Origin of the sequence: Streptomyces sp. NBC_00273 (assembly GCF_036178145.1) — a bacterium.
GTDB lineage: Bacteria > Actinomycetota > Actinomycetes > Streptomycetales > Streptomycetaceae > Streptomyces.
Window position 1 is genome coordinate 10,087,297 of sequence record NZ_CP108067.1, and the last position, 15,488, is coordinate 10,102,784.

The following is a 15,488-nucleotide window of genomic DNA, read 5'->3' on the forward strand; positions in this document are numbered from 1 at the left end:
CCGAGCCCGTGGAGTCTCGGTCTTGTCGCGAACGTTCAACGCTTCGGCGATCACCTGGTAACCCGTCCTGTGCTCTTCGCGGAGCATGTACTGGATGACCCGCAGCGCATTCTCCCCCAGCAAGCATGGACGGTCCGCTGAATCGCGCTGCGTAGCACCGCAGCCCCCACGCATGTGTCGTGGGGGCTGCGGTTTACCTATTTACGGGTGCATCTGATCATGTTAGACGGGATCCGCTAAAGAATCTCGCCATTGATTTCACCCTTAACCCATGAAATGCAGCGGGGTCGATCTCCGGTTCCCGTGCGGCAGAATTCCTCCACTGCCGCCCGGATCTGCGCCAACGGTAGGGTGCTTTCTGGCGCATGGCACAGGGGGCTCCCTGGATCAGACAGGACCATGGGGTCAAAACCCGGCGGCGATGGGTTGCTGGAAACCCAAATGTGCTCGTCTACTTCATCGTGGCTTTGGTCGGCCCGGTCGGGACTGACGTACCAGACGAGTCCACCGTATCCCGTTTCCAGGTTTACGGAAACGTGCAGGCTGTTGTCCGGCCACCAGTCGGTGGCATCAATCGTGTGCGGCCTCTCAGAGAACGAGAAAAGATCATTGTCGCCAGCACCAATACCTGGAATAGAGACGCGCTGCTCACTCACGACCGAATCGATCAGGCGCAGCATTTCCGGCAGAGTCTTGGCGTGACGGTAGGTATTTCCGGACTGAACGTTGAGAATCAAGCTGTACCTCTTCGAATGATCGGACTTTCTCGCCCGGCGACCCAAACTCGCATCACCGAACCCCGAGGGAGAATGGCTGGTACCCCGGTGAAGCAATTCAGCGAATCATCGCACATCTTTGTGTGGTTAATCACAACATCCGCGCTCGTGATTCCGTTGTCGCGCATGTAGGTGGCGTACTGAGATTCTACGTGAGTGTCCTGAGGGTAGCGGAACTTCGGGTGAATCGGTTTGACTCCTCGCCTCTCCCTTGCCGCCTGGTGCAAGTATGCGGTGGTTTGCTTGGAAAGCTTCGACGTGCCGCTGGTTATTTCGTGCACACCGTCAGCCCCACCTAGAGCGTTTCCGGAGGAATCGAATATGCGGCCGGTGGTGGGGCGTTTGTCGGCGAGCTCACTGTGTGCCTTTTCGACAAATTCGGGCTTCCCGCTTCCACTGCCAGTAGCACCCGCACCATCCCCGCTACCTCCGCTACCTCCGGAGTCGGACTTTCCGGACGCTGGGGCTTCTACCTCGTCTGCTTTTCTGGCTGCCGCTGCGTCTGCGTCTGCGCGGCGTTGCCACGAGGAGAGGTCGTCGTTGTATTTGGCGAGTGCTTTGGCTTCGTCGTCTGCGCGTGTGAGGGTTCGGGTGGCCCAGCCGATGTCGTCGGCCCACTTGCTGAACATTTTGACGGCGCGGGCCATGGCTTTGGCGAAGCGCTTGGCCTTGCCGAAGATGCCGAAGGCTTGCTCGAGGGCGAGCATGCCGCAGGTGCCCAGGTCGCCGCCGATGCAGGCGACGATGTCGTCGTAGCCTGTGACGCCCTTGAATACTTCCTTGGCGATGGATAGGGCGATGTCGGCCTTGCTTTGCGCCTTGAGTTGCTTGGCGCGTTCTACGTCTGCCGTCGAGACAGTCGATACGGGTTTGGCCGGGGCTGGCGCGCTGCCGCCGCGAAGCTGGTTCTTGTACTTGTGATAGCTCGAAAGGGCGAGGTCCACTGCACTCAGGACCGTGCCGAGCACACCACCCAGCACTGCACCGATGTTGCCGAGCCAGGAGCGTCCGGTGGGGTCGCTGAAGGTGATCGGGCTGTTGTTGGCGTACCCATATGGGTTCATGGCCTGTGACTCGGCCATGTTCATCTCGGGGTCGACTGAGATGAACCGGCCGATGGCCGGGTCGTACTCTCGGGCCCCGAGATGTGTCAGTCCGGTTGATTCGTCAAGGGTGCCGCCAACGAATCCCTTCTCGCCTGGCCATGAGGAGGGGCTTGCTCCGCGCGCCTCGCCGAACGGGGTGAATTTGCGTCGGGTGACGGTCTGGGTTGCTGCGTCGACCGCGGTGGTGGCGGTGCCGTTGTGGTCACCGAGTAGGTAGGAGTTGGTTGTCTTGCCGGCTTCGACGGTGCGGACCATGGCCGCGCCGTTGGGGCCGGAGTAATAGCGGGTGGCCTTGACTGCTTCTGTGGCCTTGGTGATCTGAAGTTCGGTGCCGGGCAGGTAGAGGGTGGTGCTGGTGGGGTCGCGGCGGATGAGCCGGTTGCCTTGAGCGTCGTAGAGGTACTCGGTGTCCTTCGCCGAGGTTCCCTCACCCGCGGTCACCTTCTTGAGGCGGCCTTCGAGATCCCAGTCAAGCTGTTGTGCGCCGTGGGAGAGGTCGCGGCGGGTGGTGTTGCCTGCGGCGTCGTAGGCGTAGCTCTCGGTTCGGGTGCCCTCGGGTCCCTTTGTGTCGACCTTGAGCAGCTGGTTCTTCGTTCCGGCTGCGGTCGAGTAGGTGTGGGAGCGGGTGACGTCCTTGGACGTGTTGCCGCTCGGGTCGTGTTTGGTCTCCGACGTGCGGTTGCCGACGGCGTCGAAGGTGTAGGAGTGCCAATAGGCTTCCGGGCCTCCGACCTTGGGAGCGGATCCCGGACCGTTGCTGCCCGGCTGGCTGGTGCAGTCGTCCGTTGCGGTCCATGCGCCGGTCATCCGGCGCAAATGGTCGTAGGCGAAACACTGTGTGTCAGCTGCTGCCGGCGTTCCGTCCTGCTTGTCGGTGATCTTCAGGACATTGCCGGTGTCGTCGTACTTCGTCGTGACGTCACTGATCTGGCGATATCCAGTCGTTCCCGACTGCTGAGTGATGTAGGAGCGGGTCGGCCGCCGCGTCTGCTCGTCGAACTCGAAGGTCGAGACGATCTGCTTGTTCGCCTCACCCACATGCGTGCGGGTGAGATCGCCCAGCGGGCTGAACTCGGAGCTGGTGAGGAAGGCGCGCCCGTTGATGGCGGCCATGTAGGCCTGGTCAAGCCCGTTGTACGTGATGCTGACCCGGTCGGCAGGCAGCCCGCTCGTGGCGGGGTGCAGCACCGAGGAGGGCATGCCGAGGGTCTTGGTGTAGGTGTTGCTGTAGTTGTATGTGCCGGCGAGTTTGCCTTCGTTGGCAGGGATGACGACCTTGCTGCCGAGAGGACGGTAGCCGGTGTCGTAGCCGGTGACGGCCTGGACGTAGGCGTTGCCCTGTTCGTCGTAGCGTGCCGATGAGACGGGGAGGCCCAAAGCGCCAGGCAGTGTGTCGTAAGTCTGCTCGGTGAGCTTGCGTCCCTGGAGGGATCCCTCATGCGTGGCGATGCCACGGCCGAGCGCATCGTAGGCGAAGGCGACGGTCTTGCCGCGGGCGTCGGTGACGGTCTGAGGCCGGTCGCCGATGTCGTACGTGGTGGTGGTGACTCCCTTGTCGGGGTCACTGACCTCGTACGGTCGGCCGCGCAGGTCGTACTTGTAGGACCAGACGTTGCCGGCCTGGTCGGTTACCTTGTCCAGCTGCCCCTTGGAGGTGTAGGCGTACTTGATGGCGTTGGCGACTGTGCCGGTGGGGCCGTCGCCGGCGTACTGGTGGAGTTCGGTCTTGCGGCCCTGGGCGTCCAGGAATGCCTTGGTGGGGGTGTCGCCCTTCGGCGGGTCGACGGCGACCCAGTCACCACCGTAGGTGGTGGTGGTGCGCCAGGTTTCCTGTCCGTTCTTGCGGGCGATGGTCGCCACGGGGCGGCCCATGCCGTCGTACGTGGTGGCGGTGGATGAAGGGATTTTGCTTTCGACCGGTAGCCAGATCTGGTTCGAGGGGTCCTGGTCGTTGTAGTAGCCGCCGTTCTGCATGCGGACCTGGCCGCGGCTGTCGTAGAACGTGTCGGTGATGACACGTCCCTTGTCCAGCGCGCGCTGCTGGGTCTGGCGCAGTCGCAGGGAGCCGTCGTAGAGGTCGTACCGGGTGCGGTAGGTACCGCTCTCCATCAGGTACTTGTTGGTGATGACGACGGGGGCGTCGGCTGATCCGGGGCGGATGTCGTAGGAGAATTCCGCGTTCGGGATCTGGGTGGCCGGGTTGCGCTCGGCGGACCAGGCCTTCACCAGTCGGCCGAGAGCGTCGTACTGAAAGGTGCTGCGCTTCTTGTTGGCGTCCTCCTTGGCCAGGGGTAGTCCGCGGCCGGGGTCGAGTTCGTTGGTGGAGGTGTGGTTGAGCGAGTTGGTCGTGACGACCTGGGTGACGATGCCACCGGAGGCGGGGGTGAATTCGGTCCGGGTGGTCTTGCCGTAGACGTCCGTGGTGGAGGTCTGGCGGCCGTAGGCATCGTGGGTGCTGGTGCCGGTGAGCGTGTACTTGGGCGTGGCCCCGTCGTAGGAGGCGAGGGACTCGCCCTTGACGACGTTGCCGATGCTGTCGTACTCGACGCGCGTGTCGGATATGACGTCTGCGGGCCTGGTTATGCCGGTTGCGTCACAGGCCTTGCTGAGTGTTTCGACCCGGCTCTGGAAGTCGAACATCCACTTGGTGGCGTCGTCTTTGTATTCGTAGAGCGTGCAGGTGTCGTCCGTGGTCTTGGACAGGTCGCCGCGGTCGGTCGTCTTGGTGATGCGGCCGCGGTCGTCGTAGGCGTGCTCCACGGCGGTCCGGCGCTGTCCGCGGTTGTCGGACAGGACCGAGCGTGAGGAGACCCTATCGGTCCCGATGATCCACGATTCCAGTGGTGCCGCGCCGTCGGCGCGCTTTCGTGTTGCTGTGGGGCCGCGGGCCACGGGGGTGTTGACGGAGGCAGACTCGAGAGCGCCGTCCACGCCGTGGTAGTAGAGCGTCTCCCGTGTCTGGCCGGCGAAGAGCTTGTTGTCGGCGATCTCGCCGCCCTCGGAGTCCTTGACCTTGACGGAACGCTTGCCGCCAGGCTGGGAAGGGGCCTTGTCGCCGTCCAAGCCACGGAAGAAGACTGCTTCGACCTGGGAGCGCTGATCGGGGGCTGAGCCTACAACGGTGCGGACGCGTTCGTAACCGCGCCACTGCGACCAGGTACGGGACTTCTCCGGCAACTGCTCACTGTCATCGTCGTACGCCCAGGCAGGGGCGCCGATGTACTCGTAGTTGGTTTCCTTGGTCGGCGAGATCGCGTTGGGCTGTTCCTCGCGGACTTGGTCGATGCGGTGCTTGTGGAACCAGTCGGTGACGTAGAGCTTCTTCTCGCCCTTGGGATCTGCCGGGTCGGGGATCTCCTTGATCACTGGGTAGCAGCGCAGCCCGTTGTTCTCGTGGGATGAGGGGAGCTTCTTCGGCTCCTTGGCGCTGCATTCGGTCGGCGCGTACTTGGCCGCGATGACCGCGCCGGTCTCGGTGCGGATCTTCTCGACGCGCCAGCGCAGGAACGGAGGGCTGCCGTCGTCGTTGTTGTCGACCCGGTTCTCCAGCTGGATGCCTTCGAAGACGACAGGGGGCATGGGTACGTCGTCGCTGTCGCCGTTCTTGCCGATGTGCTGGATCTGCGCCAGCCACATCGGGTACTCGAGCGCGACCCCGCCGTCGCCGGTGGGGCGGAAGTCCTGGGTGAGGGCCCAGGTGTCCACCGGGTCGTGCTTGCCGTTCTTCAGAACGCTGGTGGTGACGTCCTTGAGGAGCTTGCGGGTGAAGAAGGTGGGGGTGTAGCGGTCCTTGCAGACCTTGCCGCTGTCGCAGATCTGGTCGGCGGGAACGTCGGGCCAGTTCTTGGCGACGTCCCACGGGGCACCGTCGACGAGCTTGCCCGGGGCGCAGTCGAAGGTCTTGGTGGCAATACAGCGTTCGTCGACGGCGAAGTCGATGCGCGCCGGGGCGGGCGTGAACAGGTTGTCGGACCGCAGACCGTAGTCGATGTGCTTGAGCCAGCCGCCACGGTCGTATCCGCGAGCGGTGGACTTGCCGTCGTCCTGGACGTTGGAGCCATAGTGGTTGCGCTCCTTGCCATACCAGTACGTCATCGCGTTCCCGCGCGGGTCCACGACGTAGTCGAGGTTCCAGCGCCAGGCCTGGTCACAGACCGAGTCGCTGTAGGAGGCCTTGTAGCACTCCTCGCCGGGGTGGTTGCCGTAGGCGGGCACGGTGAAGGCGGAGTTGGTCTCCTCCTTGCCCGAGGTCCAGCCCGGTACCCGGTTGAGGCCGAAGTAGTACTGGATGCCCTGGACCGTGGTGACGCGCCAGTGCTGACCACCGGTGTCACCGTTGACAGCGCCGTCCAGCAGCTCTACGCGGGAGCCGTCGTCCTGGGCGGGCCGCCACGTCTTCCTGCTGGCGTCCGCGTCCGCAAGGACCAGCTGGGTCGAGGCCCCGTTGAGGGACATTGTCATGGTCGGAGGACCGTGACACAGGTCTCCGGTCGCCTGCTTGGGGTTGTTGAACCCGGAGCCGGCCTTCTTGTCGTTGATGCAGGGCACGAAGGTGCGCTCGATGAAGTTCGAGCCCCCGGCAATGTCCCAGCCGTCACCGGCCCAAGAGGACTGCCCCGATGAGGCGGAGGTGCGGCCGTCGACTGCGTCCGATGAGTAGCCGAGGCCAAGGGTGGGCGCCGGACCGCCGAGTGATGAAGGGATCTCCATCGGGTACGACCACGAGAAGCTACCGGAGTTGCCTCCCGCCTCCCAGGAGCCAGTCGGGCTCAGCGAGGTCGCGGTGAAGCTGCCGTTGCTGCCGCTCGCGCTGGACGTCGTTGCGAGTACCGTCGGTGCAGAGGCGGCCGAGCGAGACCGCATGCCTGAGGCTGAGGTCAGCGTGGCCGTGACCGTACCGCTGACCGAGTTGTTCGTCGATGCAATCGGGGTGCGCTTCTGGCACTCCGGCTTCTTCGGGGAGGTCAGGGCACATGCGGGGAGCTCGACCAACTGGAGACGCGAACCCCAGTCGCCGCCGCGAGCGTTGCGGAACTTTCGGTAGTCCAGCTCGACGGCAAGGGGAACGGAGGCGGAAGCCTCGTCAGCGGGCTTGACGGCCATGACGACGCCGTCGATGCCGAGGGACTTGGCCGTAGCTTCGTTCTTGACCTCGACCTTGGCCGAGACGGTGGCCGGCGCGGGGTCGGTCGCCTTCGGTACGGCCTGTACCTTGACCGGCAGCTTTCCGGCGGAAACCTGCGGCGCAGGCGGCGCAAGGAACGGCGAGACCTTGAATCCGGGTGACGCGGGCGGAGTGTTCCCGCCCTTGACGGGCAGGGAGACTTCCACCTCCCCCGGTTTGGGCAGTTCTACAAGCGGAGCGCCCTTCCACGTCCGTTTGGCTGCACCGGTCTTCTCCGAGGCATTGGAAGTGGTTGAGCCTGAGAGCTTCTTGCCGGGAACGTTGGTCAGCTTCTGCGTGCCAGGGAGTGATGCTGCCGAGGCATTTGACGTTATGGCCGGAAGGCCTGTCACAAGTAGTGCGGTGATGACGGCGGACGCGGTCCAGCCCGGCCGGATTGGCGAGATTGCTCCCGCCCAGCTTCTGTGCCGTTTCCCCTTACGGGAAAGCGGACGACGGCGTATCAAGCGTACCTCCTTGACAGGAACGAATGTGACATCGTGTATTACTACCAGAGAGTAACTTGACTTGATCGCCGCGGGTTTCGACCACGCCATGGCGGGCGAAGTGAACCTAAAGTCATAAACGTATCGATTCGGACATTGGGTGACCCCGGGGTGTAGGCGAGCCACTACAGGAGCCACTGGCGTCTGCTCAGGGACGGCGCTGGTGCGAGTGAAGGATGAGAGTGAAGCAGGTAGAAAAGCCGCGTCGCAGACGCGGCCAAGGTCGACTGAGAGCAATCTCAGTTGTGATATCCACCGCCCTGGCCGGCGGATCGCTGGCAGCGGCCCCCATAGCAATGGCCGCACCACCAGTACCTTCTGGCCCTAAATCAGATAGCCGGCCCACTAGCGTGCGGCAGGCGGAGGAGCTCGAGTCGGCGAAGAGGTCGGCGAAGAAGTCGGGGAAGCGCGTCGAAGTCGTCAGTGGGCGCACCGAGACCGATGAGCTCTATGCCAATCCCGACGGCACCATGACACTGGACCGGGCGTTGTTCCCGGTCCGGGTGCGGCAGGGAGCTGCCCTCGTCGCCGTCGATGCCACCCTCCAGGTGAAGGCGCAGGGCCGCATCGCCCCCAAGGCGGCCCGTACGGATGTGACCTTCTCCGGCGGCGGCTCCGGTCCGCTCGCCGTCATGCGCGAGAACGGCCGTGAGATCCAGTTGAGTTGGCCGGCCAAGCTGCCCGCGCCAAAGCTCTCCGGGGACACCGCCGTGTACCCGGAAGTACTGCCGGGCGTCGACCTCGCGGTCAAGGCCACTGCGGACTCTTTCAGTCACTCGCTGGTCGTCAAGTCTGCCGAGGCGGCTAAGAACCCCGCTCTCGCGAAGATCGACTTCGGCTTCAAGGGTATGGGCTTGACGGTCAAAGCCGAGCCTGACGGCCGGCTGCGCGCCCTCGACCCGACGGGTCGGTCCGTCTTTTCGACGCCCGAGCCCGCCATGTGGGACTCCTCCGCCACACAACCTGTCGGGGCCTCGGGACCCGGCCAGAAACCCCCCGAGGCGAAGGTGCCGGCTGAGGGCAAGACCGCCGGTATCAAGAACGGCGTCCCCGCTGCCCGGAGCCTTGCCTCATCGGCATCCGACGCGACGGCGCCGCCGGCCGCCCCCACCCCGCGCCCTCTGGACGACGTACTGTCCGGCACGACCGAGGGGTCCAAGCAGGCCGACCTCGGTGTCGAACTACACGGTGAGACACTCTCTCTGAAGACGGACGCCGCCCTACTGAAGGCACCGGACACCGTGTTCCCGGTAGTCATCGACCCCAAGTGGGCCCCTGACGCAGCACGGAACGCCTGGTCCCTCGCCTACAAGAACACCGGCATCAGCGGTAGCGCCGACATGGTGTTCTGGAACGGCGGGTCGACGATGAAGGAATTCGCCCGCGTAGGCGTCGCCAAGGACAACAAAGGCAACACCGCATCGAGCAACTCATACTTCCGGGTCGGCACCAGCAACCTCCAGGGCAAGCAGATCCTGGAATCCGTCATGCGGATCAAGCAGCAGTACGCCGGTTCCTGGTCCTGCAACTCCGGCGATGTCGAGCTGTTCGACATCGGCCCTGACCTGCCGAACAACATCACCTGGAACCGTCAGCCCGCCAACAGGGGCACCGTGGACCGCTCCGGCCAATCCTTCGGCGGACGCAACTGCCCCAACGCCAACGACGGCCTGATCGAGTTCGACGTTCTGCCCGCAGTCAGCAAGGCAGCAGCCAACAACTGGGGCACTTGGTCCTTCGGCCTGCGCTCGGTCTCGAACGCTGTCGATACCTCCTGGCGCAAGTTCGACCCGAACTCAGCGCGCGTCTCCACCCGCTACAACACCGCACCGGCAAAGCCTTCGGACCTCGCCACCAACCCCTCCGTGGCCTGCACCGGCGGCGTCTTCGGTCTGACCAGCGAAGTCGAGCTCCGCGCCCGCGTGCACGACGACGAGGACAACAACCTTCGCGCATACTTCGAATGGGGCAAGGCCGGCGCCGCAGCTTCCGGGTCGCAGCACGTGGACGTCAGCAGCGACGGAACCGCCGTCGTCCGGATCAACGCTTCGACACTGGACGGCTCGTACTGGTGGAAAGTTGCCACAACGGACTGGACAGCCAATAGTCCGACGTCAGACCAGTGTGCGTTCACCATCGATCGCTCCAGGCCCTCCGAACTGCCCTCCGTCAGCTCAGTAGAATTCCCGCCAACCGGCAGCGACAAGCCCAGCAAACCAGCCCGCACCAACGGCACCTTCATCTTCGACACGAACGGCGTTGACGACGTAACCGGCTACGTGTGGTGGTCCGACCAGGACAGCACTTTCCGCCAGGTCAAGGCCACCAGGAAGGGCGGCCCGTCCGAGCCTGTGACCTTCAAGCCCTACAGCGCCGGTCCCCAGTACCTCTACGTTCGCAGCGTCGACGCGGCCGGCAACCAGTCGGACCAGTACGCCTACCACTTCCAGCCCGAACGCACCCCCGGCCCGGACAAGCCCGGCGACCTCAACGGTGACGCCACCGTCGACCTGTGGGCCGTGGACCCGAGCACCGGAACCCTTCGCACCTACCCGTGGCAGCGGGACGGTGCGACCGGCGGCACCCTCGGCGCGGGCGTCCCTGCCGCACAGAGCAGCTTTGCCAGCTCCGTCATCACCCACCGCGGCAGTTGGAACACCGAAGACGGCTACGAGGACCTCATCGCACTGCGCCCCAGCGCGCAGAACCCGCAGGAGAAGGAACTCTGGCTTTACAAGAACGACGGATCCGGCCGCTTGCGCGGTGACTCAAGTTCCTTCCAGTTCAGCGTCTACGACGAGACCAACCGCCTGTGGACCAATGCCGACCAGGTACTGGCAATCGCCAGCACCAACGACGACAACAACGATCTGGTCATCAACGAGGCCGACGACCCTGACCTCCTCATTCGCAAGGACGGTCAGCTGTATCTCTTCTTCGGCTCCCGGGCGGACAGCCACCTGGACGGCATCACCCCCGTCCCCCTGGGTAACGCCGACTGGCAGAACATGACCCTGTCAGTTCCCGGCGACCTCAACGGTGACGGTCTCTCCGAAATCTGGGCCCGAGACAAGATCACGGGCAAGGTGCATCAGTACACCAGCCGCAAGAGCACCGACGAGTTCGGCGGCGTCAGCGCCGATCTCACTGTCTACGCCGATGCAGCAGTACGCACGAGTTCCCTCGGAACCGTCCCCGCCGGCACCTACCCGATGCCGCTCAGCAACGGTGACTTCGAAAGTGACGGCTTCGCAGATCTCTACGCGCTGAGCACCGACGGCCTGCTGTACGAGTTCCCGGGCCGGGCGATGCAGAACGGCTCTGCCTTCGGCGAGCCGCGCCTCCTGGCCAAGATTGGCACCCCCTGGAACGAGTGCGAGGCCATCGAGGGCACGCACACCGGGGGCAAGCGCAGCCTGTGCGGTCCCGTCCTGGCCAAGTTCAAGGCACTTGGCGGGCTCACCTTCGGGCACCCGACCTCCGACGTCGTCGTCACACCGGACGGCAAGGGTCGCTACATCCACCTGAAGAACTCCGGTGGCACAGAGGACCGCTCCATCTACTGGAGCCCGGAAACCGGGGCCTGGTCTATCCAGGGCGGTATTCGCAACAAGTGGTCCGAGATGCTCCGCGAGTCCGGCACCCTGGGATACCCCACCTCCGACGAGATGGTGACCCCCGGCGGAACCGGGTGGGTCAACACCTTCAGCAAGAACGGCGCCAAGAGCGCCCTCTACTGCTCCACGGCAACCGGCAGTCAGCCGGTCAGGGGTGCAATCTACGAGTCATTCCTCAGGCTCGGCGGAGTAAGCGTGTTCGGGTTCCCCATGGACGCGGAGGCCCCGACCAGCCCCAAGGCCGGCGCACACCAGCACTTCAAAGCAGTCGGTGCCTCGGCGGTCACGACGACCTTCTTCTGGAGCAGCTCCACGGGCGCCTGGCCCGTCAGCAACGCGAACCGCACCAAGTACTCCGCGGAGAACTCGGAGAACGGCTGGCTCGGCTTTCCAACCTCAGCCGAGTACGGAACGAACAACGCATCGATCCGGTCGGACTTCGAGGGCGGTTACATCAAGTGGAACCGTCGCAGCTACACCACTACGGCCCACAAGCCGAACGATCGCACGGCACACCTGCGCACCGACCTCGGCGGTGACGTCAACGGCGACAAGCGCAGCGATCTCGTTACGGTCTACGACTACGGCAACGAGACCACTGGCCTTTACGTCCTGGACGCCAAGCAGGACGGTGGGCTCGCCGAACCCCGAGAGCTCTGGACCAGCGGTGCCGGGAATTTCAACGCCGGCAATGCGAAGTGGGCCACCGGCGATTTCAACGGTGACAAGCGCACCGACGTCGCGGCTCTCTACGCCTACGGCGACGGACGCAACGCCCTCTTCACCTGGTTCAGCACGCCCGACGGCGGTCTGACCACACCCGGTACGCCCCTGCAGATCCCGTCTGGCAAGTGGGACTGGAACAAGGTGGCCGTGCTCGCGGGCGACTTCGACGGCGACAAGCGCGCCGACGTGGCCGTCGTCCATGACCACGGCGGTGGATCCACCGGCACGACCACCTTCACGAGCAAGCCGGACGGTACCTTCAACGCCGGGCTCGACAGCTGGCGCTCGGCCAGCGGCTGGCACAACGCCGCCGCGCAGTACCAAGTGGTCGATTCCAACGGCGACGGTCGTTCCGACATCGCCGCCGTGTACTTCAACGGCACGGTCGAGACGGCGATGTGGACCTTCAAGGCGAAGGCGGACGGCGGCTTCGAAGCGCCGTTCAAGTCCTGGTCCGCGACAGGCCAGGCATTCCAGTCCGCCCGCATCGAGTCCACCGGAGGGGACTACAACGGCGACGGCCGCGGTGACCTGGCCATCGTCTATGACTACAGCGGCGCCACCGGCACCCACACCTTCACCGCCAAGCCCGACGGAGGCTTCAACGTCCCCCTCGCGAGCTGGAAGTCCGGTGACGGTAACTGGTGGGCCATCAGCAGCGGCGCCCCGATCTCCGGGGACACCGACGGTGACGGCCGGGCGGACATCGTCATGATGTATAATTACGCGGCCGGCGACACCAGGGCCTTCACCCTGACCAGCCGACCCGACGGCGGCTTCGACGGCGTCCGCGCATCCTGGTACGCCGCACCTGGCATGTGGTAGCCGAAGGAAGTTGACCCATAAGGCCCCACCTCTCTCCATGTATGAGAGGTGGGGCTTTGCCGTCCGTTGCCCCGGGGCAACGGCCCTGTGAGGTTGTTCCGGTTTGGCGGACATCTGGTGACCTGGGTGTGTGCCCGGGAGGGATGTCCGTGATGGAGAGCATGGCGAACAGGAAGCCGCGGAGGCCGCGGCGGCAGTTCACGCCGGAGTTCAAGGCGGAGATCGTGGAGTTGCGCCGGAGTGGTGACAGGTCGGTGCCCGAGGTCGTCAAGGACTTCGATCTCACCGAGACAGCCATGCGGTTGTGGGTGGCTCAGGCGCAGGGACAGGAGAGCGAGCCCAGGGCCCAGGAGAGCGATCTGGAGCTGAATGAGCGCGCCGAGCTGGCCGCTCTTCAGTGGGAGAACCGCCGTCTACGAGATGACGTCGAGATCCCCAAGCGGGCCACGGCCTTCTTCGCGAGGGAGGCCCGGTGACGGTCCACCTGTTCATCGAGGCGGAGAAGCGTGCAGGTTACAACGTCAAACGCGTGTGTGAGCTGATGAAGGTCTCCCGGTCCGCCTTCTATGCGCCTGAACAGCGCGCCAGGGCCTCGGGCTGTCCGCGATCGGGAACTGACCGAGCAGATCACCCAGGTGCACGCCCGCTCACGCGGCACATATGGCGCCCCACGCGTCCACGCCGTTCTCAAAGGCCAGGGCCAGGCCTGCGGCCGGCGCAGGGTTGCACGCCTGATGAGGGCAGTCGGGCTTTAGGGCCTTCACCGCAGGCGGCACCGCTCGACCACCGTCCCCGATCCGCGGGCGGCTGACCGTCCTGACCTGCTGCAACGCGACTTCGCTCCGGGCCGGGAGACTGCCACGGCCCGCTGGTGCGGAGACATCACCTACATCCCCACCGGCCAGGGCTGGCTCTACCTCGCCACCGTCATCGACATCTCCACCCGCAAGGTCATCGGTTGGGCCACCGCCGACCACCTGGGCACCTCCCTGGCCGCCGACGCCCTCAAAGCCGCTTGCCGCCAACGGCGACCCCAAGACCCGGTGATCTTCCATTCCGACCGCGGAATGCATTAGAAGCAATTCCCAAACCGAGGGATACGGCGGCTGCTCGAACTTCCGCTCGCATCAGCCTCGCTCGGGTGATCGCTCCGCAGCCGGCGCATAGGAGAAGGGCCTCCCGCACAGTTCGGTGATGTCGAGTCAACGAACCATCAGGAGGCCCTGGTGTCCCACTCTGGCGTGCCTGCTCCGTCCGCGTCCAGCTCCGGCATGTCGTGCGATTGCCTCGCACACCGGCTCGGGAACGCCGCCGACCAGCCGGACCGGACCCGCCGCTACGGCTCCGACCTCACCGACGCGGAGTGGGCGATCGTGCGGCCGCTGCTGCCGGTCCCGGCCTGGCTGAACGGACAAGGGGGCCGCCCCGAGGGCTACTGCCACCGCCAACTGCTCGATGCGGTGCGCTACCTGGTCGCCGAGGGCGTGCGCTGGGCCAGTCTGCCGATCGACTTCCCCAAATGGCGGGCCGTCTACCGGTTCTTCCGCCGCTGGCGCGACAACGACTACATCAAGGAACTCTACGGCCGGCTGCGCAAGATGCTGCGCGAGCTGGCCGGGAAGAAGGAAGAGCCGACCGCCGCGATCATCGACTCCCAGTCTGTCAAGGCCGACGCGACCGTCGGCGCGGCCACCCGCGGCTACGACGCCGGGAAGAAGATCAACGGAAGGAAGCGGCACATCGCGGTGGACGCTCTGGGTCTGCTGCTGGTCGTGCTGGTCACCGCCGCCTCGGTCAAGGACAACGACGTCGGCCGAGACCTCCTCGAACGCCTGCGCGCCGACCACCACCGCATCACCCTGGTCTGGGCCGACGGCGGCTACACCGGCTGGCTGGTCGCCTTCGCCCACACCGTCCTGGCCCTCGCGCTGACCGTCGTCAAGCGCAGTGACGACGCCGCCGGGTTCGTGGTGCTGCCGCGCCGCTGGGTCGTGGAGCGCAGTTTCTCCCACCTGATCCGGGCCCGGCGCCTCGCCCGGGACTACGAGACCCGCATCGACAGCGCCGAGGCGATGGCCTGGTGGGCCGCGAGCATCCCGGCCACCCGCCGCCTGGCCCGCTCCGGCCGGCCGGCGCCCCGCCGCGTCAAGCGGTCCGCGGCCTGAACAGCCCCGGCCGCCCCTCGGTCAGCCAGCCCCGCTCGACCAACCGCTTCGCCCGAAACCGCGCGGCCTGCTCCTTCGCGTCACTCGCCGGCCAGCCCAGATGCTCGCGCATTGCCCGGGCCCGCACCCCCTGCCCGCCGCCGGCGGCGTCCTCCTCGACCAGGGCCACGATCCGCGCGCAGTCATGCGGAAGCACTTCGATCTCCAACCCCTCGCTCCACAGAGGGACCTCCACCCGCGACCCGGCGACCCCCATGGCCGGCACATCCACCGCCGCACCAGACGCGCCGGCTTCCTCGGCCGCCTCGGCCAGGGCCGCGACGATCTCCTCGCGAGCGATGACCGCGCGCCGTGCGGCCTCATCCGCCTCGACCACGGCAGCCTGAACCCGCTCCAGCTCGGCCCGCAACTCCTCCGCTTGGGCCAGCGCCACTCGCTCGCGCCTCTCCAACACCCCCAGCACCGACGGTATCCGCCACCTCCAGGCACACCCCGCACCGACACGACGGCACGAGCATGCCTACCGGGCGACGGACACACCACCTCACCTGGGAAAACGTGACGCTACCTTCGGTTTGGGAATCGCTTCTAAGAACATCGACC

The 15,488-nt window shown here is 65.5% G+C and carries 8 protein-coding genes; 5 read left to right on the forward strand and 3 right to left on the reverse strand.

The features are described from left to right. Positions 1-236: 236 nt before the first annotated feature. Together OG386_RS45760 and OG386_RS45765 are read right to left on the reverse strand one after the other, a co-directional pair. Positions 237-737 carry an Imm1 family immunity protein gene (locus OG386_RS45760; protein ID WP_328786290.1) on the reverse strand — a complete coding sequence of 167 codons (501 nt, stop codon included), beginning with the start codon at positions 735-737 and terminating at the stop codon, positions 237-239. Continuing rightward, entirely contained in the window at positions 734-7,213 is a 6,480-nt protein-coding gene (locus OG386_RS45765; protein WP_328786289.1) for a DddA-like double-stranded DNA deaminase toxin, read from the reverse strand. Before OG386_RS45765 ends, OG386_RS45760 begins: the two co-directional genes overlap by 4 nt. A 584-nt stretch (positions 7,214-7,797) precedes the next feature. On the opposite strand from OG386_RS45765, the gene OG386_RS45770 reads away from it, so the two are divergent. From OG386_RS45770 to OG386_RS45780, 5 genes are all read left to right on the forward strand, one after another. Then, positions 7,798-12,720, forward strand: coding sequence for an FG-GAP-like repeat-containing protein (locus tag OG386_RS45770; protein WP_328786288.1), 4,923 nt, complete (start codon positions 7,798-7,800; stop codon positions 12,718-12,720). 161 nt (positions 12,721-12,881) lie between these two features. Next, complete coding sequence (locus OG386_RS45775; RefSeq protein WP_328786287.1) at positions 12,882-13,196, forward strand: transposase; 315 nt, start codon at positions 12,882-12,884, stop codon at positions 13,194-13,196. Positions 13,197-13,286: 90 nt separating this feature from the next. Beyond that, positions 13,287-13,475: an IS3 family transposase gene (locus tag OG386_RS47165; protein WP_443053050.1), complete on the forward strand. Its 189-nt coding sequence runs from the start codon at positions 13,287-13,289 to the stop codon at positions 13,473-13,475. A 69-nt stretch (positions 13,476-13,544) separates the two neighbouring features. Then, a complete protein-coding gene (locus tag OG386_RS47170) occupies positions 13,545-13,796 on the forward strand; it encodes a DDE-type integrase/transposase/recombinase (protein WP_443053335.1) in 252 nt (83 codons plus the stop codon). 150 nt (positions 13,797-13,946) lie between these two features. Further along, entirely contained in the window at positions 13,947-14,885 is a 939-nt protein-coding gene (locus OG386_RS45780; RefSeq protein WP_328786286.1) for an IS5 family transposase, read from the forward strand. Here OG386_RS45780 and OG386_RS45785 read toward each other — a convergent pair. Beyond that, positions 14,866-15,318 (reverse strand): hypothetical protein, encoded by a 453-nt coding sequence (locus OG386_RS45785; protein ID WP_328786285.1) that lies wholly within the window; start codon positions 15,316-15,318, stop codon positions 14,866-14,868. The two genes, OG386_RS45780 and OG386_RS45785, sit on opposite strands and share 20 nt — an antisense overlap. Positions 15,319-15,488: the final 170 nt, after the last annotated feature.